The organism is Marinomonas alcarazii, assembly GCF_003208215.1.
Lineage (GTDB): Bacteria > Pseudomonadota > Gammaproteobacteria > Pseudomonadales > Marinomonadaceae > Marinomonas > Marinomonas alcarazii.
The window spans coordinates 563,671-589,843 of record NZ_QKLW01000002.1 but is presented as its reverse complement, the minus strand read 5'-3'; the positions used below and the strand labels follow the sequence as shown (position 1 = coordinate 589,843).

The window sequence follows — 26,173 nt, the reverse complement described above, 5'->3', positions numbered from 1 at the left end:
GTGAAATATTTAGATTAGTTTTAGTAGACCGAACCAGAGCTCAGATACAGTTTCTGCTCATTTAGGGAATGAATTGAATAGATAAACACGTAAAAACATTTTCCACAGACTAGATGTTTTTATGCAAATTGCCTAGTCAATAAAATTGAGCTGGATCAATATTTTGTTATTTAGAAAGTAATTTTCAATTAAGAGATTAGGTTGGCAATATTGTGTGGAGTTACTTATCGGTATTTCTCGTATCCTTTTTTTCGGCAACGATTTTGCCTATGGGATCAGAAGGGATATTACTTTATTATGCTAGTGATGCGACTTTATCCATATTCCTATTATGGGGGGTAGCCAGTCTAGGTAATACCTTAGGTGGCTTAACTAACTGGTTAATTGGGCGTTATTTAATTCGTTTTGAAGGGGCTAAGTGGTTCCCAATAAGTGCCGCCTCTCGTCAGAAAGCCGAGCATTTTTTCAATCGTTATGGCATGGTTAGTTTATTGTTTACTTGGCTTCCTATTGTGGGTGATGGGATTGCATTAGTATCAGGTGTGTTAAGAACGCCTATTTGGTATTTTTTACCCTTGGTTTTTATTGGCAAAGCAGCTCGTTATGCCTTAGTTTTGTGGGGTCAACACTTACTGTTTGCCTGATAATTCATAACTGGATTATTCAGGTGAACGTAAGCGAAAGCCTAAATAAAGTACATGGAGAATAGAATTATGGAAACATCCCAAAAAATACTTGTTGTTGCTATTGCCGGCTTGTCGCTTGGTGCTTGCTCATCAGTGGATGAAAAGAACACTTTCATGGCATATAACGACTTACAAGATAAGGTAATTGCTCATGACGAGCAATGGCAGGCAATTCAACCTAAATTAGATCGAATCGATGCCTTAGAAGCGGAACTTGCGGCATTGAAACAAGGGAATGCCGGTGACATGGAAGAGGTTAAACCTAAAGAAAACCTCGTTTCGGATCAAAGCATGGCCGCTGTGAATGTGGCCCCAGCAGTAACGCCCACTTCAGAGACAGATGACACCGGCATGACGACAAGCGTTGCCATGGAAAGTTCTGCTGCCCCTGTTGTTTCCGCTCCGGTCGCTTCGGCACCAGTAGCGACGTCTAAATCAGAATACGGTGTTCAGGTTGCCGCTTATCTTAAAAAAGAAGACGCTATTACTGGCTGGCAAGCTATGCAAAAAAAATCTCCTACGTCGTTTCAAGGTTTAACTCCTCTAATTAATGAAAAAGAGGTGAATGGTCGAATGATGTATCAAGTCAAAGTAGGGCCATTTAATAGTAAGTCGTTTAGTTCGGATTTTTGCATGATGCTAAAAGAAAAGGGCGGAGACTGCTTGCTGACTCAATACAATGGACAAACGTTTAGCGTAAATTAATTGAGAGCCAAATGATGTTCGGGAAGACAAGCAGTGAATTGAAGCTGCTCTGAACTCATGTTTTACCGTTTATTTTAAAGTTGTCATTGTATGAATTTCGAAGAATATTCTCAGATAGTTAAAGGTTTTGAGCATCAAAATGGCTTGTCATTAACAAGCCATTTTGATGACGTATGTAAGGCGCAGGATGCGTTAATTGCGCAGATCGTTGCTAAGGGCGCCACCATCGCTGGCTGGAAGATAGTTAACAAGGACGGGGTGATTATTCTTTCACCCATTTTTGATTTCCAAGTATTTTCTTGCATGGGAGAGAAAATTTCTCACCAAGCGATTCGTGGTACAGAGCTAGAAGTGTGTTTTCAAATAGCCGTTCCTGATACGGTGGATAGCGTCGAAAATCTTGTTGCATCACTGGATCCCTTGGCTGCGGTGGAACTGATTCGCGGTGAGATTCATCCCTCAAATCATTCGGCCTGCGACTTTTATTTTAACTACGGTGTTTTTGTTTCCTCTAAAGCGGTTGGCGCAAGCTTGACGTTTGAAGGTGGTAGCAATGACTACACTTTTTCAGCTGACATAGATGCACTCGTGGCTGAGAAAAAAGATATCGTAACGCAAGGGATACTTCAGTGCGTTCAACGTGGTTATGGTAATAAAGACTACTTTTTTATTACTGGAACCCTGAATGGACTAGTGGCTGTCGCGGATTCTTTAGGTGAGAATTGTGTTACCCATCAGGGTGATAAGCTGATTTGTTTTGATGTGATTTAACCTATATAGATATCGCAATAGGTAATGGGAATGCAGAGAAATCTGCATTCCCATTTTTGTTTTACGCCGAAGCTTTTGCGTTAATGCTTAATGCCATGGCTTCGGCGATTTTGATGCCGTCGATCGCTGCCGACATGATACCGCCAGCATAGCCTGCGCCTTCACCGGCTGGATATAAGCCTTTGGTGTTAATGCTTTCTAGGCTTTCGCTATCGCGTTTGATGTTGATTGGTGCAGAGGTACGAGTTTCTACGCCAGTCAATAATGCATCGTCAAATGCGAAACCACGAATTTTCTTATTGAAGGCTGGAATCGCTTCACGTATCGCTTCAATACAAAAGTCAGGTAAGGCATCGGCTAAGTTTGTTAATTTAATGCCTGGTTTAAAAGACGGCTCGACCGTACCCAATTTTTCAGGTGTTTCATTCCGTAAAAAGGCGCCAACGGTTTGTGCTGGCGCATCGTAGTTGCTTCCACCCAATTCATAAGCCAAGCTTTCTAACTTGCGTTGGAATTCAATGCCAGCAAGTGGGCCGCCAGGGTAATCAGAAGGATCAATGCCTACGACAATGGCACTGTTTGCATTGCGTTCGTTACGAGAATATTGGCTCATACCGTTGGTCACAACGCGATTCTCTTCCGACGTCGCAGCAACCACAGTGCCGCCAGGACACATGCAAAAACTGTAAACAGAACGGCCATTTTTACAGTGGTGAACCAGTTTGTAATCTGCTGCACCAAGAATCTCATTGCCAGCATTTGGGCCAAAGCGTGCTTTATCGATAGCGGATTGCTCATGTTCAATACGAAAGCCAACAGAGAAAGGTTTGGCTTCGATATATACGCCTTTGTTGTGAAGCATTTCGAATGTGTCGCGAGCACTGTGCCCAATAGCGATGGCAATGTGTTTAGAGTGCAGTTGCTCACCATCAGCAAGTGTCACACCAGTAATCTGACCATCTTCAATATGCAGATCATCTACACGGCAGCTAAAACGAATTTCACCGCCAAGCTCAATAATCTGTGCACGCATTTTTTCGACCATGGCCACCAGTTTGAAAGTACCAATGTGAGGTTTACTGACGTAGAGGATTTCGTCTGGCGCACCCGCCGCAACAAATTCATTAAGGACTTTGCGGCTGTATTGTTTTGGATCTTTTACTTGGCTATAAAGTTTACCGTCAGAGAAAGTCCCCGCACCACCTTCACCAAACTGTACGTTAGATTCGGTGTTTAGAATTTTCTTACGCCAAAAACCAAAGGTGTCTTTGGTGCGTTCGCGCACTTCTTTGCCGCGCTCTAGTACGATTGGCTTGTATCCCATTTGTGCCAAAACCAAAGCCGCTAGCAAGCCACAAGGGCCAAAGCCGATAATAATCGGGCGTTCAGTTAAAGTCGCTGGTGCTTGTGCCACTGGATGGTATTCTAGATCTGGAGTGACTTTTACTTGCTGGTGTTCAGCGAATTGGCTGAGCAAAGCGTCGTTACACGTTGTTTCAACATCTAGAGTGTAGATCAACATGATGTTGGTTTTTTTACGTGCATCGTAACCACGTCGAAAGACATTAAAGCTAACTAGCTTGTCGGCTGTTATTTCAAGCATAGCTAAAATAGCGTTTTCTAATGCGCTGGCATCGTGATCAAGAGGAAGTTGGATATTGGAAAGTCGTATCATAGGAATCAATAATTAGAATGCTGGGTCAATGGCTAATAGCGTGGATAATACGATATTTTCGTTTAAAAAGCTGATAAAAATGAGCGATTAGGTTAAGGGATTTTCGACAATAGCTGCAAGCGAGGCAAAGAAGGTGGGTTTATGGTGATTCGTCCCTGTGGGGCTGCATTAGGTGCATTTGTTGATGGCGTAAGTTTAGCGACACTAAACGCTGAGGTGTTTAAAGTGCTTTATAAGGCTTTTTTACAGTACAGAGTCTTGTTTTTTCGCGACCAAAGCTTGTCGCCAGAGCAGCACTTAGCGTTAGGAAAGCGCTTTGGTGAGCTTGAGCTTGCCCATCCATTTTTTCCACATTTAGCGCAACATGATCAAGTTGTTATCATTGAAACCAGTCTCGGTAATCCGCCTGGGGAGAGTTTTTGGCACACCGATATGACATGGCAAGCCATACCGCCTAAATGTTCTATTTTACACGCACAGTACGTTCCGCCCGTTGGGGGTGACACGCTTTGGTGTGACATGGCTGCGGTATTTGCAGACTTATCGAACGAAGAGCAAAACCACTTACGTACACTAAACACCATACATGCATTACATGCGTTTGAAGGCAGTCGCTACGATGCGGTAGATGCAAATGGGCAAAGCCGTGTAGCACAAAAGTCTCAGGCTTATCCGTCGATTGTGCGACCTATGGTGACGCGCCATCCCGAAACTGGTGATGAGGTGTTGTTTATCAATGAACAATTCACGCGTTCGGTGCAAGGATGGGAAGACGCGCAGAGCCAAGCGTTATTAGATCGGCTTTTTGCGATTGCCCGACAAGATAGGTTTCATGTTCGACTTAAATGGCAAGCAGGTACCGTTGCGATTTGGGATAATCGAGTGACGCAGCATTTTGCGGTCACGGATTATGGAGATCAACCCCGAAGGTTGCATCGGGTAACGGTGCAGGGTCTGCCTGATTGATCAAGAAGACCCTGAATTGTTTAGCGAAGGTTAACAGCGATGTCTTCGTCAAAACCTAACATGATGTTTAGGTTTTGTACGGCTGCACCAGAGGCGCCTTTGCCAAGGTTATCCAGTTTGGCAACCAGTATGCCGGATGTATTGCTTGGCTCACTTAATACAGACAATTCGATTTGGTTGGTATCTTCAAGTCCATGAGGAGTCAAAAATGGCGCTGCGCTATCAGCAATAGCATTCAGCTCATTAACCGTCACAAAGCGATCACCGGCGTATACTTCTGCCAGTTTCGCTTGTAGTTGCGCCATGGTGACACCGTCTTTCAGATGGATAGGCAAAAAGGTCAGCATGCCTTGGCGGAAGTTGCCCACGCTTGGTACGAAAATCGGTGCATTATCCAAACCTGACCATTTTTTCATTTCGGCTAGGTGTTTATGGTTGAAAGACAAACCGTAAGCACCGAATATCGGCGCATTGTTAGTGCTTTCATAACGGTCAATTAGCGCGTTACCACCGCCACTGTAACCAGATACAGCGTTGATAGAATAATCATAAGATGCAGACAATAATCCAGCTTCAATCAATGGTTTCAATAGCAAGATCGCACCTGTTGGGTAACAACCAGGATTGGAGACAAACTGCGCGTTTTTGATTTTCTCGCGTTGGCTTGCATCAAGTTCCGGTAAACCGTATACCCAACCTTCAGCAACACGGTGAACAGAGCTGGCGTCCAGAATACGACAACCTTCTTCTTTTGCTAACACAACGCTGTCTTTTGCTGCGTCATCAGGCAGACAAAGTACCGTTACATCGGCTTCTTTCATCAGGCGGCGCTTTTCTTCTACGTCGCGTTTTTTATCCGGATCGATACTGATGATTTCAATGTGCGGGTGCTTTACAAGGCGGTCTTTTACTTGAAGGCCGGTAGTACCTGTTTCGCCATCAATAAATACTTTTTTCACAGCGTAATTCCTTACTGGGTGTCTTGTCTCAAAGTAAAAGCAGGCCGTTTAGACGCATGATCTGCTTTTCTATCGAATAATTAAGAAGAATTCTATGGTTACAAATAGTGTAATGCATCAGGGTGCGACTGAATAGTTGATAAAAACGCTTAATCTTTAAAAAGTTTGTTTTGGCACTATTGTACTGGCTGCCTTGGTCATGCTCTCACGACAGGTTACACTTTCACCTTACCCATTTTACCCTGTATTTTTATGAAGAAGTCTGACAAAAAAATCGATAACGCATTAAGAGGCGCCTTGACCAATGTATGCGAAACGGCGCTTGGTAACGTGGAGGGATTTGTTTGGTTAACGCACTTAGTCAATTACAATGCATTTCCTCATTCATTAAAGATCATTTGTGTGTTTGATACGGATGACGCTCTAGCCTGTGCCATTGACGCTAAGCAGGATGACTACTTTTACCAACTTATTAAGCGTGAGCTAAGCGCGGTGGATATCAGTCATCACAAATTACGTCAGCAGCTTAGCTTTGACACAGAAGAAGCCTGCGAGCGCTCTCATGGTGGAAAATGGAATGAACGACTTGCCAAGCTGCAATCGAGAGAGTTGTTGCATTAATCGGCTTGTTTTTGAATGTCTTCCATGGCTTTTTTAAGTTGTGGATTCTTTTCTTCCAAATATTTTTTAAGTCGATCAATAAAGACTTTGTTTTCATGGGAGGGGACGCCGATTTGATGGGCATCGGCGACTTCTACCATAGACACTTTGTCATGCTGGCTAAAGACATCGATCATTTGCTCTGCTTTGTGATGAGCAATGCCCAGCGCCTCAAAGGCCGATCGCCCCATCCGTAAGCTACTGTCAAAGTTTTCACGAATAATGTCCCGACAACCTGATGCCCATAAATCGTAAACGTGATTGTTGTCGAAAGCCCTCGCTATGATGTGTACGTCTGGATGACTTTCTCGTACGTATTTGACGAGTTTGGTGATTTGCTCAGGATCATCAATAGCAATGATCAGCAAGGATGCTTCATCTATACCAGCGGCATGCAGCAAGTCGGGTCTAGTGGCATCGCCAAAATAGTTTTTCACGCCAAATTTTTCTAGGGCTCTTAGTCGCTTAACGCTGAAGTCAATCACGGTTGAGTGGTAACCCGCTAATCTCAGCAGATTGTCTATTGTGCTGCCCATTCGCCCAGAACCGGCAATGATGATTTTATTATCATCAGGCATTTCTTCGTCATGGGTGCCCGCTGTTTGGTCTGAGGCATAACGTGGCGCGATGATGCGATCATAAATAATGAATAATATGGGGGTAAGCAGCATCGAAAGTGCCACGACTAGTAGCAACACATCGGCCACTTCTTGCGAAATCACGGCATTGCTGACAGTAAAAGACAGCAATACAAAACCAAATTCACCTGCTTGAGCGAGGCCGAGGGCAAACAGCCATTTGTTCGAGCCACGAATGTGAAACAGGCGCCCTAAGATAAGCAGCGTGGTCGCTTTTAAGAAAATGAGCCCCATGGTTAAACCAAGAATAGAGGCGAAATCACTAAACAATAGAGAGAAGTTAATGCCCGCGCCAACGGTCATGAAGAAGAGCCCGAGTAACAAGCCTTTAAATGGCGCGATATCACTTTCTAACTCATGGCGATAGGGCGAGTTCGCCAACACCACTCCCGCTAGAAAGGTGCCAAGGGCTGGAGACAAACCAACCAAAGACATGAGTAAAGTCGTGCCGATCACAAACATTAATGCAGTTGCGGTAAACAGCTCTCTTAATTGGGCCACTGAAATAAAACGGAAAATAGGTGTGGCTAAGAAGCTACCGCCTAAAACTACAATCCCAATAGCGCCTATAGTGACGAGAGCCGTTTGCCATGCTTCTAAGCCATCTACCAAAGAGACAGAGTGGCTATCACCTTGAGATGCGGCTGCCGCATCGCTTAAAGAAGCGATTAACTCTGGTGTCGCGAGTAGGGGAATAAAAGCCAATATGGGAATAACGACGATATCTTGAGCGAGTAAAACTGCAAACGAAGATTGACCCCCATCTGACTTCATCAAGCCTTTTTCGGTCAAGGTTTGGATCACAATGGCGGTAGAAGAAAGAGCGAGAACCAAACCAATAGCTAAACTGGTGCGCCATTCATGGTCTAAAAACATTCCTATACTCGTAATTAAAAGGGCGGTTAGCGCAACTTGTCCGCCCCCTAAACCGAGTAATTTAGATTTTAACTCCCATAATTTTTTGGGATTCAACTCAAGACCAACAATGAACAACATTAAGACGACGCCTAGTTCGGCAAAATGCTGAATGGAAACGATATCCACTTGGAGCAGTGTCAGCAGCGGGCTGATGATAATACCAGCTAATAAATAGCCTAAAACAGAACCTAAGCCAAGCCGCGATGCAATCGGGACAGAAATGACTCCCGCAACCAGAAAAATAAAGGTTAACAGTAAGGCATCAGTCATTTCATCGTTTCCTTATTATGCTTTCAATAAGAGGATGTTCTTATCTCTATCAGGTGTTAGCGCTATTCGGTTGGCTGCATATCGCACACCGCTTGAGCGAATTGCTCAACGCTATTCCAATTAGTAAATTCCATATTGGTAGAAGGGGCAGTGGGTCCTTTAGTCATCCACATAATAAAGCGAATCATATTGCGATCTATGAAGCTGTATTTTTGATAGTTCAATTTACCTGCAAATACGCCTTGAACAGTGGGCTTCCAATTTAATTGTGCTAAGAATTTAATAATATAAGGGTTAGTCGCGGGCTGGCATTTCTCAGGTTTACGAGCCACCAGATTGACGGTGAAAAAAGCACTGAGTTTACTTTCAAGCAGTGCTTTATTTTGCTCAATAAAATCCGCAACGCTTTTTTGGTGTTTACCATAGCGAATACTGGCACCGATTACGATTTTGTCATGGCTTGCTAGGGTGTCAGTTGTTACTTCGTCGACAGGTAAAAGCGTGACCGAATGATCTTGGCTCTCGATGATGGCTTGTATTTTTTTGCTGATCTTAGTGGTGTGGCCGTCTGTAGTGGAGTAAATCAATAGAGTATTAGACATGAAGATTCAGAAAAACTGCCTCAGTTAGAGTGGGGTAAAAATGAATTGAGGCCTTGTTATAAACACTCAGCGGCTTGCTGTAAAGGGTAGTGACATGGCTGGAGGCTTTTAAATTGTAGAAAATATAAAAAGCGAGCTGTTAAACACAGCCCGCTTTCTGTTCATCTGTATGACTCTGTACTAGATGTTACTCGGCAGAGCTGTGCTTTCTCGCGCGGATATCAGATTGCGCACTGCGATAGAACTTTTCTTGTGGCTTGGATTTAGTCACTTGATCGTCATCGCCGTCTTCATTGCGAAGTAACAAGAAGTCAGTGACGCGTTGTTCGTCAATCTGGTTTGCTTTTACAGCCGCTTTTATGGCGCAGCCTGGCTCACCTTCGTGGCGGCAGTCACTGAAGCGACAGTGCTTTTCTAGGGCAATTATATCGGCAAAGTTGGCAATGGTCGTGCCATCAAACTCGCTCAGTTGTAACTCACGCATACTGTCAGTATCTAGCAAAATAGCGCCAGAAGGCATGATTTTCAATGAGCCGGAAGTGCCAATGTTTACTGGTGACTTCGTGCTATCGCTGGTTTTCATCAGGGTATTGATTAGTGCTGACTTACCTGAGCCGACCGCGCCCAATAGAGCGATGGTTTTTCCTTTTTTAAGGAACGGCGATAAGCAAGTTAAGCTTTCCGAATCTAAGGCGTTAACTGTTTCTACGATGAGTAAAGGGTCCAGCTTTTCTACTTGTGCGCGTTTTTCCATTACGTCATCACAGGTATCTGCTTTCGTCAGGATAACAACAGCGTCAGCTTGTGCATCATGAGTCAGTTCTAGATAGCGTTTGATTAAAGCGAGATTGAAATCTTGGTTTAATGCGCAAATTAAAAATACAGTGTCTATATTTGACGCGATATTTTCAAATGTAGAGCTCGATTCTAAAAGACGTAAGAAGTTGTTATCTGTATCGGCAACAATCCAGTCACCAACTGCCATATTTGGCATATCCGAATGGTCTTCTAAAGTAAAAAAACCAGACTCAGTAACAAGCTCGTAGTGACTGCCTGTTTTAGTGCAGATACGTGCAATACGGTTAGATTCTAAATCATCCAATGATAACTGTTGTTGGAAGTAAGCTTGCCAGCCTAGATCCAATAAAGTAAACGTGGAATCCATTGATATTACCCCAAGCGAAATACGCCATCGTAAATTAGAAGCAATGCGCTTCAATTAGTACAACCAAACATTAACTATTATGTTGATGTTCTAGCCAAAAATTACACAAAACACCAATGCATTACATCGCATATATAAAAGGTGTTACCTCTGCGAGATTAGCACAGTGGGAGTAAGCTACAAACAGAAATATTACCCTTATAAAAAAGGCGTATTCAAGCCTCTATAATATTACTACCCAAGCAAAAAAATGTCGCAACGGGATAATCAATTAAACACTATTAAAGGCTATGGATTTGCTTTAACCACGCATTTCTTCGGCACTTGTTGAGTGATGCAATGAATGTTTCCACCACCTAATAATATATTGCGCGCATAAACGCCGATGATCTGATAATCAGGAAACGCTGATTGCAGAATTTGTTGTGCCTGTTTGTCTGTACTAACGCCAAAGGTCGGAAAGACAATATGATTATTGGTTATTAAAAAGTTGGCATAAGACGCAGCCAGACGTTCTCCAGCCTGACGATTCATTGAATCACTCTCTACTAGGTTTTTGGCTTCGTCTTCTGAAACGAAAAGCGGCCCTGGTAGTGGAAGTTTAATAATCTCTAAAGCTCGACCTTTTGCATCATGACTTTGGCTAAGCACGTTTAGTGCCGCTTTGCTGATTGCATACTGTGGGTCGTTTGGGTCATCACAATCGGTTAGCGCAACGACACCTGGGCGGATGACATGCATGATGTTATCAACGTGACCATTGGTTTCATCATTATAAAGGCCGTCTTTAAGCCAGATGATTTTTTCAACATTCAAATAAGTCTTTAGTAAGCCTTCAATGTCGTCTTTGCTTAAATTTGGGTTGCGGCTCGGGTGTAGCAAACATTCTTCAGTGGTATAAAGTGTGCCTTCACCGTCCACATGGATCGAGCCGCCTTCTAATATAAGAGGAACACAGTAGACGTCGTCTTCCGTAATGGCCGCCATTTTCTCAGCGACAGCGTTATCTTGCTGCCAAGAGTCGTATAAACCATCGAGTTCGCCACCCCATGCATTAAACTCCCAGCTATTGGCGCGACGATCACCCTTGTCATTAACAAGGTAAGTTGCGCCTATATCACGCATCCAGCAATCATCTGATGGAATTTCAATGACGCGGATGTGGCTTGGTAATGCAGTGCGAGCCTCATTAAAATGCTTGGCGTCAACAATAAAAGTCACATCGGTTGCTTGAGCAATGGCGGCGGCCACCGCAACAAATTCAGCCTGAGCAGGTTTGCCGCTATCTCGCCAATTGTCCTCACGGGTTGGCCACGCCATCCAGACTTGCTCTTGTGGCTCGTGTTCCGCAGGCATACGAAACCCATCTAGTTTTGGGGTGGTAGAAAGCGACTGGCTCATAGGGGATCCTTCGTTAAACTTGATACCTTTTTTAGGATAAAGGTTTTCGCCAATTTTATGGTAGAGACGCAAACATTCAAGTGGATTTTTGTCTATTTTGCTGAGATTAGGCTGTGAGGGCCACATTTCTTCCGTCTTTACAATTGCTCGACGGAAAGGCTTACCGAGAGATTTTGTAAAAAATACTAGTCAGGTGGTTATAAAAGCCACTTGGTTTTGCTGGTTGAATTTATTATTTTCTTATTTATCAATCGCTTATGGTTTTTTTGAAAAACTGGCACGGCCTTCGCAATAGTCTAAGGGAATCAACAGCAAAGCCCGAACATAGTGTGCTGAGCTGATTGAGTTAATTAGTGAGTCGTCAGGCAATTTTGCTGAACGTACTCAATATTTTAGAAGTTAAATGGAGGTTATTGTTATGGCGATTAAACGTACTTTACTAAACACAGCATTGGTTCTTGTAACAGCAGCAACACTAGCAGCTTGCGGTCAAGATTCAGAAGACAATAATAAAGTAGAAGATGCAATGTCTAGTGCAGGTGATGCAGTCGAGCAAACTATGGATAACGCAAGTGAAGCCTTAGACAATGCTGGTAATGCAGTGGAAGACACTATGACAGACACGGGTAATGCGGTGGAAGATACGTGTGAAGACGTGAAAGAAGGCGTAGACGCCGCGAATACAAATTGCTAATCCTGTCAGCCACCAATAAGTCAGTGATGTCTTATTGGTGGCTTAATGATAGTGGAAGGCTTTAGGTTAATAAGCGTCAGATACTTACAATTCTTGAACGTATTCGTATTTATCTAACTTGTTATAGAGCGTTTTGATGCTAATACCAAGTTGATTGGCTGTATCAGTCCGGTTGCCATCGTTATTTTTGAGTGTTTTTAAGATGGCAATTTTTTCGATGTCATCAAGGCGCATTCCAATAGGAATGCCGGATGTTTTACTGTTTTCAGCTTGGTCATTAAGCGCATTTGTAATTAGGTGTTCTGGGAGAATGGTTTGGTCTGCCAAAATATAAGCGCGCTCGATAGCGTGTTTTAATTCGCGGACATTACCTGGCCAAGAATATTGGCTGATTTTTTCGAGACTGGAGGCGGAAAGTTGCTTTTGTTGACCATCTTGAGCGTTTCGGTAAGCCAAAAAGTGTTGTGCCAGACCGCAGGCGTCACCTTCTCTTTCTCTTAAAGGTGGCGACATAATAGGGAATTGCGCAAGGCGAAAATACAGATCTTCACGGAAGACATCATCACGGATGGCATCGCTCAATATGCGATTGGTTGCGGCGACAATTCGAACGTTGGTTTTTTTGACTTGTTGAGCGCCAACCGGTTTGTATTCACCACTTTCAAGGACTCGTAGTAGTTTTACTTGATACTCAAAAGGCATTTCAGTGACTTCATCCAAAAACAATGTGCCACCTTCAGCTTGTTCAAATACACCTTGGTGATCCTTATGAGCGCCTGTGAAAGCACCTTTAACGTGACCAAACAGTTCGCTATCAATCAGTTCTGGACTTAGTGCGCCGCAGTTTATCGCAACAAATGGACCGTCTGCACGGTGACTTACTACATGCAGAGTATTAGCAATAAGTTCTTTACCTGTGCCGCTTTCACCAATAATAAATGCGTTGGTGTTTGTGTTAGCGACTTTGCGAATGGTGCGGTAAAGAGAGTGCATAGCAGATGAAGACCCGACCAATAGGCCAAATTGATCTAGATAGCTGGCTTGGGGGTTATCGTATTGCTGCGGCACACTCAGCTCGTTGAAAACTTCGTTAAGTGAAGATTCAACGGACTTAACATTGAATGGCGCTCGGTAGTGAAAACCAGCGCCTTTTTGAATAAGCTGATCCAGCATAGGTGCAGGTTCACCTTTACTGAAAAAAAGAAACTCGGTTTGAGAAAGCAGTGGATGATCAACTAGCCCTTGTAGTGAGTCGCTATCAGCAGAGCTCACTTCAATAATGGCGACATCACATTGGCTAATGGCAAGTTGTTGCAGCCAGCATTCTTCTTGATAGCTGACGTTCAATTCATATTGTTGAACGCCTTTTAGCGCTAGCAGGTCTGAAGCCAATAATGGATCTTGAACATGCAAAAAAAGCTTTGGTAAAGACATTATCGTTTTCCCTGAATGAATAGAGTGCAAATTTGTATGCTCATAAAATCATAGGGCTACTGGTGATCAAAGAGGGCAGCCCATGACTTTTCATGAAACACGGAATTAATCAGCGGTATTTGCACAAAGCTCACCCTTTTTTGAAAGGAGCCAATAGTGATAAACAATAGAGATTTAGCGACAAGGTCACTGTCTGATAAAGACACAGGGTTGATTTATGACATGATCTCTATGTGTTTTGATGGCTTTTTTGCCAACGCGACGTTGTCAGAACGGGTTGATAACACGATTGATAAGCATGGCTTTAAAAAGCTGTCTTATTTGTTTCGCCGCTTGGCTGATCGCTTGCTGTCTTTTGTTGGTAATGTGCTGGAAGACTCAAAGATGATGACCCAAGAGGCGGGCCATATCAGCCGTGAGTATTTGACAGCACTTGGTGCGGCGACAGGACAGAGCCTTCTGAGTCTTGTGATGGTGATAAACGAGCGGAGTCTAAAAAGAATTGAGGTATTACTACGACAACTAGGTGACAAGGTCTTTGCCAATGTCATCGCAGACTATTTGGTCTATTTACGTAGGGGATTGGATACGGTGAAGCAATGGCGAAGCAATGCTAAGGTAATTTAGTCGAGTGCTGGTTATGGGCATTGCATGCCGCCCAACGAAAAATGGCCTAACTGTGGTGACAGTTAGGCCATTTTTTTAGATAGATCGTCTATTCGTCCTCTACCACTCTAAAGTCTAGCTTGCCAACTATAGAGCCTTTGTTGTCATGGGTAGGAACGGTAAAGTTCGCATCATTCTTTTCTCTGTTAGGGTTGATTGTCGCAATAACCTTGTTATTAACGATCAACTGATAGGTTTCAGAGAAGGTGATGTTTAGGTCTTCTGATTTTGGAGCCTCAAACAAAATATTGTCTTTTAAACGAATGGCTCTGCTTTCACCTCGAATCCATTGACCGACCAAAGGTTGAGCTTTAAATGATTGGTTATCATGGCTAACGGTCGCTTCAGATAAGAAAATCCGAATGATATCTCCGTTTAATGCCACTTTTTGGCGATCTTCAACACGTGCATTCAAAGACGCTAGGGTAGAGTTCGTTTTGCTCACATAAGAGCGCAACTGTTGGGTTGCGTCATTTATCTGTTGAGATGACAAGCCGCTCACATTAGCTATGCTTGGCAATTGTGGTGCTTTCCCCATGCGATTGGTTAGCTCAGCATAATTGGCTTTAGCCAATGCTTGTTGAGTTCTAAGCTGCTGAGTCAAATTATCAGTCGCACTCACCTTATTAACTGGGGTTGATGTGCTTTCGCTTGATGTATTGTCAGCCGTCGATGAAATAGGTGTGTCATCTGTAGATTGCGCAGAGTCTACTGGCGTGTTGTTGGATGCGCTTGGGTCGACATTCTCTGTTTTGGAGGACGGTAAATCTTGAAAAATTGGCATCGAGCAGGCGCTAAGTAAGAGCGTCGCAAGTAAAAGGCCAGAACGAAGTATAAGCATTAACTAATCCTGAGATTAAAGGCGAAAAAATAGGCCACTAAGTATGAGGTATGGCGGGGGTTATGTCGAGAAAAGCGTAAGAGACAAGCAAAATACTTGCCTCTTACGTGAGTTTATTGCTGAGATTGATTCCACAGGATGCATTCGTCCAGTGTAACGCCTTGTCCGCCGAAAATATCTAAGGCACTACCAATGGTCAAATCAACGTTTCCTGAGGACAATTCACAGACCCGTTTAAGGTCAGATAAAGAGCGAGCCCCGCCAGCGTAGGTCACGGCCACTGGGCAGCCTTGACCAAGCAGTCGAACCAAATCTTCGTCAATGCCCGCTTGCAAACCTTCTACATCGGCTGCGTGAATTAGAAATTCGTCACAATGATTGGCTAATTCAATGAGGTTTTCATGGTTTACTTGAGTAGACGTAATAGTTTGCCAGCGATCTGTGGCAATGTACCAGCCGTCTTTAGTGCGGCGACAGCTTAAATCTAAAACCAGTCTATCTGTACCCGTTTCGCGTTTGATTTTATCTAATCGGTCCCAGGAGAACTCACCATTTTCAAACAAATACGAGGTGACAATAACGTGAGAAGCGCCAGCTTCTAGATAGCTTGCTGCATTACTGCTGGTAACGCCTCCGCCAAATTGTAAACCGTTCGGGTAGGCACGTAATGCGCTCAGCGCTTCTTCTTGGTTGCCTTTGCCTAAAGCAATAACGTGGCCGCCAAGTAAGTTATGTTCTTTGTACATGAGGGCATAATGTTCGGCGTTAAATTCGCTGATAAAGTTTTCAGTGGCGCCTTTGTCATTCAGACTGCCTCCTATGATTTGCTTAACCTTGCCTTGGTGTAGATCGATACAAGGACGGAACTGGGTCACAAAAAACTCCTATTAGGTCTCAAATTAGTCAGCGATTGTAACCGATAATGTACAGAGAAACGATGCGCCAAAGCAAACACTTCTTAAGCCTGTTACAATGGGCAATTAAAATAGATATTTAGATAGAATTAAGCAATCTTATGCTGCAAATCACTCGCGCCGTTGCCATCCCAGATCACGAAATAGAATTAACCGCTATCCGAGCACAAGGGGCTGGTGGTCAAAACGTCAATAAAGTCTCTTCCGCTATCCATCTAAGATTTAATGTGGCGGCATCGTCGCTGCCTGAATTTTATAAAGAGCGTTTGTTGGCATTAAACGACTCTCGATTAACGAAAGAGGGCGATATTGTACTTAAGGCACAACAACACCGCACTCAGGAGTTGAATCGAGAAGACGCGTTAGCAAGACTTAAAGCGCTTATTCTTGAAGCGGTTCGTGTACAAAAAGCACGTAGACCGACCAAGCCAACACGCTCTTCACAGAAAAAGCGAGTGGATCAGAAAAAGCAAAAAGGCCAGATCAAAAGCTTGCGACGCAGTAATTGGGATTAATCACTTGGTCGCTTGACTGCAATAATGCCTCTGCCTTTCGTGTTTTCGTTACTCCAAATTTGTCATTTTTTTTGTTTTTGTCATCTTTTTTACTACTTATTCCTTTCACTCTCTTTATCTTGATCTAACGCAATGTTTCAAATCAAAACAGCACTCATAATCTGGCCTTATAGTAAGCCTTGAAATTTTTTAAGGCTTCGGTGGGCGTTGGATAATAAGAGCACCGCGTAAAGCAAAGTGTCTGCGATCGCCTTTTTTTCTCAATCAAATGAATGGGTTGAAGCTATATGATTAACGAAGCTGTAGTGGATTTATCGCGATTTCAGTTTGCTTTCACTGCTCTGTACCACTATTTGTTTGTCCCTTTAACACTAGGGATGGCGTTCTTATTGGCAATCATGGAGTCTGTCTATGTAATTACTGGTAAGCAAGTCTACAAAGACATGGTGAAGTTCTGGGGAAAGTTATTTGGTATTAACTTTGCGCTGGGTGTAACAACGGGTTTGACAATGGAGTTCCAGTTCGGAACAAACTGGTCTTACTACTCTCATTATGTTGGTGATATTTTTGGCGCGCCTTTGGCCATTGAAGGCTTGATGGCTTTCTTCCTTGAGTCCACATTGGTTGGTTTATTTTTCTTTGGCTGGGATCGCCTAAGTAAAGTGAAGCATTTAATGGTGACTTGGGGTGTTGCGCTAGGTTCTAACTTATCAGCTTTGTGGATATTGATTGCCAATGGTTGGATGCAGAACCCAGTAGGGTCTGAGTTCAACTACGAAACCATGAGAATGGAATTGGTGGACTTCGGTGCTTTGCTGCTTAACCCAGTAGCCCAAGTAAAATTTGTTCACACAGTATCAGCAGGCTACACAACAGGGGCGATGTTTGTTCTTGTTATTTCAAGCTACTACTTATTGAAAGGCCGTGACCTTGCGTTTGCTCGTCGCTCTTTCGCCATCGCTTCTGCGTTTGGTTTGGCGTCTATCCTAAGTGTTATCTTGCTAGGCGACGAGTCTGGTTACGAGCTTGGTGAAGTGCAAAAAGTAAAATTGGCTGCGGTAGAAGCAGAGTGGGAAACACAGGCTGCGCCTGCTGACTTCACGCTGATCGGCTTCCCAAACCAAGAGCTTCAAGAAACCGAATTTGCCATCAAGATTCCTGGTCTAATGGGCTTGATTGCGACCCGTTCTCTAGACAAAGAAGTAGAAGGTATCAAAGAGCTGAAAGAGCATAACCGCCAACGTATTATCAATGGTATATATGCAAACCAGCTGCTTGAAAAACTACGTAATGGTTCTACCGATCCATTAGTGAAAGAAAACTTCGACAAAGTAAAAGACGATCTTGGTTACGGTTTGTTGGTAACAGCATTCAACGAAGACATGAACAAAGTGACATCTGAAGAGATCGATCAAGCGGTTGAATACTCTATACCGCAGGTTGCGCCATTGTTCTTTGCATTCCGCATCATGGTCGGCTGTGGCTTCGTAATGCTGTTTGTCTTCGCTGCTGCTTTTTACCAAAACGCGCGTCGTCGCATTGGTCAAAGCCCTTTGTTCCTGAAATTTATCGTAATCTGTTTGCCACTTCCTTGGATTGCCAATGAAGCAGGTTGGTTTGTTGCGGAATACGGTCGTCAGCCTTGGGCTATTGGTGAAATATTACCGGTTCATGTTGCGGTCTCTAGCTTAACAGCAACAGAGATCTGGATCAGCCTTGCAGGCTTCGGGCTTCTTTACACAGCGTTCCTAATTGCTGAGATGTACTTAATGATTCGCTTTGCGAAACAAGGCCCTTCTAGCTTGCATACTGGGCGTTACGCACTTGAACAAGAAACGGCTCAGCTAAAACAAGGGGTGTAAGATGGATTACGAATTATTAAAAGTGATTTGGTGGGTATTGATCGGCGTATTACTGATCGGTTTCGCTGTGACTGATGGCTTTGATATGGGCGTAGGCAGTCTGCTTAAAGTGATCGGTGGTACGGATTCTGAACGCCGTATCATGATCAACTCGATTGCCCCTCATTGGGACGGCAACCAAGTTTGGTTTATTACAGCAGGCGGTGCGTTATTTGCCGCTTGGCCTGTGGTGTACGCGACAGCGTTCTCTGGCTTTTACTTTGCAATGTTGTTGGTATTGGCCGCGTTGTTCTTCCGTCCAATCGGCTTTGACTACCGTTCAAAACTAGAAAATACCAAATGGCGTACAAGCTGGGACTGGGGGATCACTTTTGGTTCAGCGGTTCCGCCAATCATTTTCGGTGTAGCGTTTGGTAACTTATTACAAGGCGTGCCGTTCGAATTTGATCAATATATGCGTGCCACTTACACCGGTTCTTTCTTTGCTCTGCTAAACCCATTTGCGATTCTTTGTGGTTTGGTAAGCTTGTTAATGCTAATGACGCAAGGCGGTGCTTGGTTACAAATGAAGACAGACGATGCGCTACTTGAAAAAGCCAGTCGTATCACTGCAGTCACAGGTGCCTTAGCGGCTGTGTTGTTCATCTTAGCGGGTGTGTGGTTGGCTTACGGTATTGATGGTTATGTTTTGACCAGCGCTATCGATGGCAATGCAGTGGTAACACCTTTGATGAAAACAGCAGAAGTTCAACCTGGCGCATGGTTAGCAAACTACGACAAAGTGCCTGCACTTATGTTGGCTCCGATTGTTGGTATTGTTGGTATGTTAGTGGCTGCTGTGGCGAGTGTTATGAGAAAAGGCGCTTTGTCTTTCTTGAGTTCATCACTGGGCATTGCTGGCATTATTGTTACAGCGGGTGGGTCAATGTTCCCATTCTTGATGCCGTCTTCAAGTTTTCCAAACATGAGTTTGACCATGTGGGATGCGACTTCAAGTGAAAACACCATGATGATCATGTTTGTGGTGGCTTGTATCTTCGTACCGATTGTTCTGGGTTACACGTTATGGAACTACTTTGTGATGTATGGTCGTCTGACTAAGAAGCACATCGAAGAAAACAATCATTCACTTTACTAGTCATTGATATAGAAGATAGAGCACTTTGAGCTCTGTCTTCTAGCAATAAATAGAGGAATAAGTTATGTGGTATTTTGCTTGGGTTCTAGGCGTGTTGTTAGCCTGTTCGTTCGGTATTGTTAATGCCGTATGGTTAGAATTTAGCGGCTACGAAGGTGAAGAGGAGCAGAAGTAAGCTTTATGACGCGAGAAAAGGGAACACAAAAGGCCCGTCGAACTGGTCGAATGAAAACACCGGAAACCGTGTTTTTAGGCCAGTTAGCGAATCAGCAGTCATCAAAGTACCGTCTTGCTCAAGGCTTTGGTGTGTTGTTTGCCGTGTCTTTGGTGCTTCAGGCTTGGGCATTCGCTAATGTGTTTTCAGGCATGGCGTTGCACCAGTCTTTTTCTCTTTCTCTTTTCGTTATTGGTTTATTTGCTCTATTAATACGCGCCTTGGCGAACTTTGGCCGAGAACGTATTTGCACGAGCGCAAGTCGTGATATTCGTTATGGCTTGCGCAGTAAATTGGTGTCGCACCTTACAAACCTTGGGCCAGCGCGCCTCAGAATAGAAGAAGATGCGGCACTCTCTACTCGTGTTTACGAACAAGTAGACGCGTTAGACGATTTCTTTAGTCGCTATAAACCTCAAGTGTTTATGGTGACCCTAATCCCTTGTGTGATCCTGCTTTCCGTTGTGTCTATTTCATGGATCGCCTTCTTTGTTTTCATGATGACAGCCCCATTGGTGATTATCTTCATGATCTTTGTGGGCCACAAAGCAGCACAAGCCAACCGTCGTCAGTTTAATGTACTGGCCATGTTGTCTAATCAATTCATGGACTTAAGCCAAGGCTTGTCTGAATTAAAACGCCTGAATAGAACCGATGAAGCGCGCGAGCGTTTGTCCGACAGTGCTACTTCATACCAAAAGACAACCATGGGGGTTTTGGTATTAGCGTTTTTATCGACTGCTACTCTTGAGCTATTTGCGTCCTTATCCATTGCCATGATTGCCTTGTATTTAGGGCTTGGCTTATTAGAAATCTTACCATGGCAAGTGGGCAGCTCCCCCGTTACCTTGACGCAAGCTATGTTTCTTTTGTTGCTTGCGCCGGAATTTTATTTGCCGCTACGTCAGCTTGGTAATGACTACCATGCGAAACAAAAAGCCGAAGCCGCCGCGACAGACTTATTAGAAATTTTAGACGCGCCTTTGCATAACGCTGCTTCGCAACAAAGTGAACCTTCTTGTACCACGCAAGCGAAAAATTCTGCCATCGCTGATCAACTGACATCCATACAGTTTGAAAACCTAAGCTGGTGTGAAGAGGGACGTTATCGACTTGCACCAATTACCGGGACAATTCGCCAAGGGGAACGGGTCTGGTTAAGTGGTGAATCAGGTGTTGGTAAATCCAGTTTGCTGCACCTCTTATTAGGGTTTGAAGACAGCTACGAAGGGACGTTTCTTATCAATAACTTGCCGTTTAGTGAACTGGATCTCGCCTCTTGGCGAGCCAAACTTGCTTGGTTGCCACAAACGCCTGAATGGGTAAACGGCAGCATTCGTCGTAATTTATTGCTCGGGATTCAAACCCCGAGCGAAGACGAGATAAATGCAGCACTGCGAGAAAGCCAATGTGATGACTTTATTCAAGCGCTACCAGCAGGGCTAGAAACGACACTTACCGAGCTAGGTGCTGGACTGTCAGGTGGGCAAATGCAGCGTCTTTCTATTGCCCGAGCTTTATTGTCAAAAGCCGATATGTGGCTGCTCGATGAACCTTGTTCCGGTTTGGATAACGACACAGCACAAGCGGTACTCAATACAGTTAAAACCGCATCCAAAGGAAAAACATTATTGATCGTCAGTCACGATACTCACCCGATTTTATGGGCTGACAAACATTGGACGCTAACAAAAGGAGGTTTGCATGAGCAGTCACGTAAAGAAAACCGCCAAGCTATCGCTTAAGCGCCTTTTATTAGCAAACCCTTGGGGCTTTGTTATTCCCCTGTTAACCGGCATCGCCGCGACCTTAGCGGGCGTTGGGTTATTAGGGCTTTCGGGTTGGTTTATTTCCGCTGCTGGGTTGGCAACTGCCATGGGCGTGGGAATCTTCTTTAACTATCTCACCCCCGGCGCCATTGTTCGAGGGCTTGCGATTCTAAGAACCGCAGGGCGTTATGGCGAACAGGTTACCGCACACAACCACTTACTGGGATTACTGCGGATTTTGCGCCTTTGGGTTTGGGATCAGCGCGTGGCTAAAGACGCTTCGAACCTGCATCAACAAAGCCGAGGGGATTTGCTACAGCGCTTAGTCAGCGACCTTGATCAAATTATTCGTTGGCCTTTAGTCGTCTTTTTACCTTGGGTTTATGCGTTATTGGCTTATGTAGCCGTCTCTATTTTTGCTTACTTTATTTCACCTGTACTTTTGTGGCCGTTATCTATTGCTGCCTTGTTGCATGTTTTGGTCGTGCCTTATGTGTGTGGTCGCTTTGCGAGCCACGAGGTGCACGTTGGGCAAATATTAGGCGTACATCGCCGCAGTCGTTTTATCAGCTTGTTTTCTGCTTTGATAACTCTGACCATCCGTGGACACTGGGAAGATTACGCGCAACGTCTATGCGAATTGGATGAACGCCAGCGTCGTATGGAAATACGTATTCAGCAAGCCGTAAGTTTGGGGCGTTTGTTGTCTTACATTGTCACTATTTTATTACTGGTAAGCTGTATTTATTTAGTTAGCAGCTTTAATGTAGAAACAGGAAAATGGACATTAATAACCACAGTGCAGGGCACTTGGATTGTGGGCTTTGTGCTTTCCATATTAGCCATCAATGAACTGGTCTTGCCACTGGTACAATCTTTTGTTGCACAGGGACAGTCACAAGTTGGCTTACGTCGACTCAACCAACTTCATCATCAACCTGAAGCAATCGTAGAAAAGCCGATCCCACAGATCGAGCAGCTGCTATTCAAACAATGGCGCGGTTATCATGCTCCTAGTGGTCTGGGCAGCCCAGCTACAGACATTAAAGTGAATCATGGTGAATTTGTTTGGATTCGAGGCACAAGTGGCTCAGGAAAATCCACATTACTTGCCTCTATCGCGGGTGATTGTCTATCTTCTGGCGACGCCTTTATTAATAATGAAAAACACCAGATCTACTGCAACCCATCTTACCAAGCCAAGTTAAGCTACTTACCGCAAGCGCCTTATGTTTTCCAACAGAGCATCGCTGCCAACTTACTGCTTGGTAAAACCAACGCCAGCGACGACGAACTCTGGGCGGTTTTAGACGCCGTGGCTTTGGGGGATTGGGCACGCAGCCTACCAAACGGCTTAGAAACCTTACTCAGCGCACAAGGCCGCAACCTATCTGGTGGACAGCGTAAACGCCTCGCGTTAGCGCGCCTATTACTCAGAAAGTCCCCAGTCTTGTTGCTAGACGAACCATTCGACGGACTAGACAAAGCCACCATAGAAACCATTTGTCACTCGCTTCAAAACGACTACAAACCAGATATCCTAATCCTCGTCAGTCATGTTGGAAGTCGCCTCGGCGACAACGCGAGAGTCATAGAACTGTAGCTCTTTTTCCCTCCCCTTTCTTCAAGGGGACGAAAGCTCTTTTTCCCTCCCCTTATGTCTTCCAAGGGGAGGGCTAGGGTGGGGTTGTTCTTTGGGTCTTCAAATGAATTTGTTTCCTCTAAATTGCTTTTAGCTGCAGGTTTTTTCCGCTCTGCTGAGCGGGTAACTTTTGTCTAGCGACACAAAAGTAACCAAAAGGTCGCTTCATCGGGCTATCGCCCAAACGTCTCATTTACTTTGTCTATGTTGCGTTTAGCAACACGACTTTTATCGTAAGGCATGGATTGTTTTTGCGGGTGCTAGGAAGGGAATTTTTAACGGACTCTGAAACTCCATAAAGTCGCGCAACTTCGTCGCGTCGAACTGACTTCTTGGGTATTAAATTCCCTCCCCTTATGTCTTCCAAGGTGAGGGTTAGGGTGGGGTTGTTCTCTTCTTTGGTTTCCATTCAAACGCTTTGTATTCTCAACCTTTTTTCCGCTCTGCTGAGCGGGTAACTTTTGCCCAGATCCGCAAAAGTAACCAAAAGGTCTCTTTATCGGGCTATCGCCCAAACGTCTCATTCACTTTGTTTAAGGTAGCGTTTAGCAACACGACTTTTATCGTAAGGCATGGATTGGTTTTGCTGTTCGAGAGAGTCTTTCTGTTGATGACTCTGAAACTCCATAAAGTCGCGCAACTTCGTTGCGTCGAACTGACTTCTAGAGCGGAAAAAAAATTGAGACAAGTCATTCCCGAGAAGGCGGGAATCAAACTCTTATGGTCTAGGGTAGGGCATCATGAGCGCAGCGTAATGTGCCGATTGAAAGCGGAGCTTTCATTGTCGCGGCTTTAGCCCTACAAACAACGGATTCAGAGCTAATAAAAAACTGTATTTTATGTCTGTATATACAGTTTATTTTTTATAGTGAACGTTCTTGCGCGTTTAGCCATTTTAAATAAACCAGTTGAGCGCGTTTTGTACTGGTAGGAAGTAAGAAAGTCTTTTAGTATCAATGGATAAGAATATCGGCAGACGAAATAACGCGCTGTGGATAAAGTAAATAACACGCATGCTCGTTTTTCCAGTTTTGAATTTTGTTGGTATCTCTATTAATGGCTTTAAAGTCAGTTGCTTATAGTGATGTTAAGAAGGTTTTAAATATGTATAAACGCGCATGCGCACTATTAAAATGTTGAACTAAGCCGCTTCGCGGAGCGGTCTTTGAATTCCCCAATTTCCTCAATTAGAACCACACTTAATTTTCCAATCAACAATGGAGGATTAAGTCATGACCCCTTTACGCAAACAGGTGATAGATCAGATGACCCTAGAGGGTTTTTCTCTATCCACTCAAAAAGCCTACTTATATCAGCTGACAGAAGTGGCACGCTACTTTCGTTTACCTCCTGATCAGCTTAACCAAACCGATATCCAGCAATATTTGTTGTATCTAATTAGAGAACGAGGATGGAGCTGGTCAAGTTGCCGTCAAGCGTTACATGCTCTGAACTTTCTATACCGAAAAGTCGCTAACAAAGAGATGCCATCGGTATCACTTCCTCATCCTAATAAATCTCAGAAAATCCCCGACTTGCTCTATCCAGATGAAGTGCAAGCGATGATCAGATGCTGTCAGCATCCAAAAGTGTATGTCGCCATGGTGTTGGCTTATACAACAGGGGTGAGAATCAGTGAGATTAATGCGCTGCGAGTCGATGATTTAGACCTTACCCATCACTGCGTCAAGGTAAGGCAGGGGAAGGGGCAGCAAGATCGCTATGTTTTGTTTCCACAAAGCTTACAACAGGTGTTAGGTGCTTATTGGCAGCGATACGAACCTTGCGATGTGGTGATTTATGGATTGGATAAGCACCGCCCTCTGCATAGTAAATACCTTCGATTAGAAACGAAAGAAGCCGCGAAACGAGCAGGGATTCAAAAGAGCATTCGTTTTCATAGCCTGCGCCATGCGTTTGCTTGTCATCAACTGTTAGCTGGAATGCCGTTACCACGGCTGCAAGCCTTATTAGGGCATAAGCAGATACAAACCACGTTTCGTTATCTGCAATGGATCGCAATGATGGATCTAAAGAGACGGGATAGCGAAGATTTATTGCCATCCGACTGGTGTCCGTCATGAGTGGGGTAAGCCTAGCGAGCGTGATTCATTATTGTCACGAACAACAACAGATACACGCCAATGCGAGACAATGGCAAGTGCTGCATCATATAGAAGACTGTCGAACCGAGCGCATGGGCACGGGCAAATATCAATGTCATGGCTGTGGTCATCATTGGTTTTGGCATCATAGCTGTCGAGATAGGCATTGCCCTCAGTGCCAAAAGAAAGCAAGCGAACAATGGTTATTGAGACAGGAAGAACGATGTTTGCCAGTACCATATTTTCACTTGGTTTTTACGCTGCCTCATGAGCTAAACGCTTGGATAGCCAAACACGATCGAGTCATTTATGACGCCTTGTTTCATGCTGCCTGGCGAGCGCTGAATGAGTTAAGTCAACGAAAACACAAAGGACGGGCAGGTATGACAGCAGTCTTGCATACATGGGGCCAAACATTGGTGCGACATGTTCATCTTCATGCCTTGGTTCCTTCTGGAGTGTATAGAGATCAAGGCTGGCATAGTCTGAGGAAACACTATTTTCTTCCAGTAAAGCTGTTATCAAATCGTTTTAGAGGTGCCATGGTCAGTCAACTAAGAGCCGCTTTTAGCGAAGGGCTACTGCCAGCGTTATCCCAAACGGAAGTGAGTCGGCTACTGAATGTTTTAATGCAAAAGCCTTGGGTGGTCTATTGTAAATCAGCGCTTGAGTATCGCTCATCCTTAGTCAGTTACTTAGCGCGTTACAGTCACCGTATTGCCTTATCTAACAATCGTTTCCAAGTGTGGAATAACAATAAAATCAGCCTTCAATATCGAGACTATCGTTCTGGCAAGCAGTCGCTTTTAACACTCACGCCACAAGAACTGGTAAGGCGCTTTTTACTCCATGTATTACCAAGGGGTTTTATGCGCATCCGGCATTATGGCTGTTTGTCCAATGCAATAAGAGCGAAAGTAAAGAGGCGGGTAGACAAGCAATTAGACATGTACGAGCCACGAA

Annotated in this window: 25 protein-coding genes; 15 read left to right on the top strand and 10 right to left on the bottom strand. The window is 44.3% G+C overall.

Features of this window, described 5'->3' with window-relative positions:
* Positions 1-269: 269 nt before the first annotated feature.
* The 3 genes from DFP75_RS07630 to DFP75_RS07620 all read left to right on the top strand — a co-directional run bounded on the left by DFP75_RS07630 (position 270) and on the right by DFP75_RS07620 (position 2,162).
* Positions 270-644, top strand: a complete 375-nt coding sequence (locus DFP75_RS07630) for a YqaA family protein (protein WP_245927005.1) — start codon at positions 270-272, stop codon at positions 642-644.
* 69 nt (positions 645-713) lie between these two features.
* Positions 714-1,391 (top strand): SPOR domain-containing protein, encoded by a 678-nt coding sequence (locus DFP75_RS07625; protein ID WP_110573885.1) that lies wholly within the window; start codon positions 714-716, stop codon positions 1,389-1,391.
* A 90-nt stretch (positions 1,392-1,481) separates the two neighbouring features.
* Positions 1,482-2,162, top strand: coding sequence for a hypothetical protein (locus DFP75_RS07620; protein ID WP_110573883.1), 681 nt, complete (start codon positions 1,482-1,484; stop codon positions 2,160-2,162).
* A gap of 61 nt (positions 2,163-2,223) precedes the next feature.
* On the opposite strand, the gene DFP75_RS07615 is transcribed toward DFP75_RS07620, so the two are convergent.
* The gene (locus tag DFP75_RS07615) at positions 2,224-3,837 is read right to left on the bottom strand and encodes an NAD(P)/FAD-dependent oxidoreductase (protein WP_110573881.1); all 1,614 of its coding nucleotides are present in this window, start codon (positions 3,835-3,837) and stop codon (positions 2,224-2,226) included.
* Positions 3,838-3,978: 141 nt separating this feature from the next.
* On the opposite strand from DFP75_RS07615, the gene DFP75_RS07610 reads away from it, so the two are divergent.
* Positions 3,979-4,803, top strand: a complete 825-nt coding sequence (locus tag DFP75_RS07610) for a TauD/TfdA dioxygenase family protein (RefSeq protein ID WP_110573879.1) — start codon at positions 3,979-3,981, stop codon at positions 4,801-4,803.
* A gap of 20 nt (positions 4,804-4,823) precedes the next feature.
* On the opposite strand, the gene argC is transcribed toward DFP75_RS07610, so the two are convergent.
* Positions 4,824-5,762 (bottom strand): N-acetyl-gamma-glutamyl-phosphate reductase, encoded by a 939-nt coding sequence (gene argC / locus DFP75_RS07605; protein ID WP_110573877.1) that lies wholly within the window; start codon positions 5,760-5,762, stop codon positions 4,824-4,826.
* Positions 5,763-6,059: 297 nt separating this feature from the next.
* On the opposite strand from argC, the gene DFP75_RS07600 reads away from it, so the two are divergent.
* A complete protein-coding gene (locus tag DFP75_RS07600; RefSeq protein ID WP_245927004.1) occupies positions 6,060-6,383 on the top strand; it encodes a Fis family transcriptional regulator in 324 nt (107 codons plus the stop codon).
* On the opposite strand, the gene DFP75_RS07595 is transcribed toward DFP75_RS07600, so the two are convergent.
* From DFP75_RS07595 to aguA, 4 genes are all read right to left on the bottom strand, one after another.
* A complete protein-coding gene (locus tag DFP75_RS07595) occupies positions 6,380-8,248 on the bottom strand; it encodes a cation:proton antiporter domain-containing protein (RefSeq protein ID WP_110573873.1) in 1,869 nt (622 codons plus the stop codon). The genes DFP75_RS07600 and DFP75_RS07595 overlap by 4 nt on opposite strands.
* 62 nt (positions 8,249-8,310) lie before the next feature.
* Positions 8,311-8,850 (bottom strand): menaquinone-dependent protoporphyrinogen IX dehydrogenase, encoded by a 540-nt coding sequence (gene hemG, locus DFP75_RS07590; protein ID WP_110573871.1) that lies wholly within the window; start codon positions 8,848-8,850, stop codon positions 8,311-8,313.
* 187 nt (positions 8,851-9,037) lie between these two features.
* A complete protein-coding gene (gene rsgA, locus DFP75_RS07585; protein WP_110573869.1) occupies positions 9,038-10,015 on the bottom strand; it encodes a GTPase RsgA in 978 nt (325 codons plus the stop codon).
* A gap of 288 nt (positions 10,016-10,303) precedes the next feature.
* Positions 10,304-11,416, bottom strand: coding sequence for an agmatine deiminase (aguA, locus tag DFP75_RS07580; RefSeq protein ID WP_110574463.1), 1,113 nt, complete (start codon positions 11,414-11,416; stop codon positions 10,304-10,306).
* Positions 11,417-11,834: 418 nt separating this feature from the next.
* On the opposite strand from aguA, the gene DFP75_RS07575 reads away from it, so the two are divergent.
* Positions 11,835-12,110, top strand: a complete 276-nt coding sequence (locus DFP75_RS07575; RefSeq protein ID WP_110574461.1) for a hypothetical protein — start codon at positions 11,835-11,837, stop codon at positions 12,108-12,110.
* Positions 12,111-12,194: 84 nt separating this feature from the next.
* Here the strand turns inward: DFP75_RS07575 and DFP75_RS07570 are convergent, their stop codons facing one another.
* Positions 12,195-13,544, bottom strand: coding sequence for a sigma-54 interaction domain-containing protein (locus DFP75_RS07570; protein WP_110573867.1), 1,350 nt, complete (start codon positions 13,542-13,544; stop codon positions 12,195-12,197).
* Between the two features lie 156 nt (positions 13,545-13,700).
* On the opposite strand from DFP75_RS07570, the gene DFP75_RS07565 reads away from it, so the two are divergent.
* Positions 13,701-14,171, top strand: a complete 471-nt coding sequence (locus DFP75_RS07565; protein WP_110573865.1) for a hypothetical protein — start codon at positions 13,701-13,703, stop codon at positions 14,169-14,171.
* 88 nt (positions 14,172-14,259) lie between these two features.
* On the opposite strand, the gene DFP75_RS07560 is transcribed toward DFP75_RS07565, so the two are convergent.
* Together DFP75_RS07560 and hisA are read right to left on the bottom strand one after the other, a co-directional pair.
* Positions 14,260-15,051, bottom strand: coding sequence for a hypothetical protein (locus DFP75_RS07560; protein ID WP_110573863.1), 792 nt, complete (start codon positions 15,049-15,051; stop codon positions 14,260-14,262).
* Positions 15,052-15,164: 113 nt separating this feature from the next.
* Positions 15,165-15,926, bottom strand: coding sequence for a phosphoribosylformimino-5-aminoimidazole carboxamide ribotide isomerase (gene hisA, locus DFP75_RS07555; RefSeq protein ID WP_110573861.1), 762 nt, complete (start codon positions 15,924-15,926; stop codon positions 15,165-15,167).
* Positions 15,927-16,066: 140 nt separating this feature from the next.
* On the opposite strand from hisA, the gene arfB reads away from it, so the two are divergent.
* The 6 genes from arfB (at position 16,067) to DFP75_RS07525 (ending at position 23,066) form a co-directional block, all read left to right on the top strand.
* Positions 16,067-16,480, top strand: coding sequence for an alternative ribosome rescue aminoacyl-tRNA hydrolase ArfB (arfB, locus tag DFP75_RS07550; protein WP_110573859.1), 414 nt, complete (start codon positions 16,067-16,069; stop codon positions 16,478-16,480).
* A gap of 287 nt (positions 16,481-16,767) precedes the next feature.
* Positions 16,768-18,342, top strand: a complete 1,575-nt coding sequence (locus tag DFP75_RS07545) for a cytochrome ubiquinol oxidase subunit I (RefSeq protein ID WP_110573857.1) — start codon at positions 16,768-16,770, stop codon at positions 18,340-18,342.
* A 1-nt stretch (position 18,343) separates the two neighbouring features.
* A complete protein-coding gene (gene cydB / locus DFP75_RS07540; RefSeq protein WP_110573855.1) occupies positions 18,344-19,480 on the top strand; it encodes a cytochrome d ubiquinol oxidase subunit II in 1,137 nt (378 codons plus the stop codon).
* 64 nt (positions 19,481-19,544) lie between these two features.
* Positions 19,545-19,655 (top strand): cytochrome bd-I oxidase subunit CydX, encoded by a 111-nt coding sequence (gene cydX, locus DFP75_RS07535; protein ID WP_110573853.1) that lies wholly within the window; start codon positions 19,545-19,547, stop codon positions 19,653-19,655.
* A 5-nt stretch (positions 19,656-19,660) separates the two neighbouring features.
* Positions 19,661-21,439 (top strand): thiol reductant ABC exporter subunit CydD, encoded by a 1,779-nt coding sequence (cydD, locus tag DFP75_RS07530; protein WP_110573851.1) that lies wholly within the window; start codon positions 19,661-19,663, stop codon positions 21,437-21,439.
* Positions 21,399-23,066, top strand: coding sequence for an amino acid ABC transporter ATP-binding/permease protein (locus tag DFP75_RS07525; RefSeq protein ID WP_110573849.1), 1,668 nt, complete (start codon positions 21,399-21,401; stop codon positions 23,064-23,066). Before cydD ends, DFP75_RS07525 begins: the two co-directional genes overlap by 41 nt.
* A 559-nt stretch (positions 23,067-23,625) precedes the next feature.
* Here the strand turns inward: DFP75_RS07525 and DFP75_RS18400 are convergent.
* Entirely contained in the window at positions 23,626-23,793 is a 168-nt protein-coding gene (locus DFP75_RS18400; protein ID WP_181417006.1) for a hypothetical protein, read from the bottom strand.
* Between the two features lie 544 nt (positions 23,794-24,337).
* Here DFP75_RS18400 and DFP75_RS07520 point away from each other — a divergent pair.
* Together DFP75_RS07520 and DFP75_RS07515 are read left to right on the top strand one after the other, a co-directional pair.
* Positions 24,338-25,189 (top strand): tyrosine-type recombinase/integrase, encoded by an 852-nt coding sequence (locus DFP75_RS07520; protein WP_110573847.1) that lies wholly within the window; start codon positions 24,338-24,340, stop codon positions 25,187-25,189.
* The coding region (locus DFP75_RS07515) for an IS91 family transposase (protein WP_245927003.1) at positions 25,186-26,173 on the top strand (988 nt) is incomplete at its 3' end. The genes DFP75_RS07520 and DFP75_RS07515, both read left to right, overlap by 4 nt.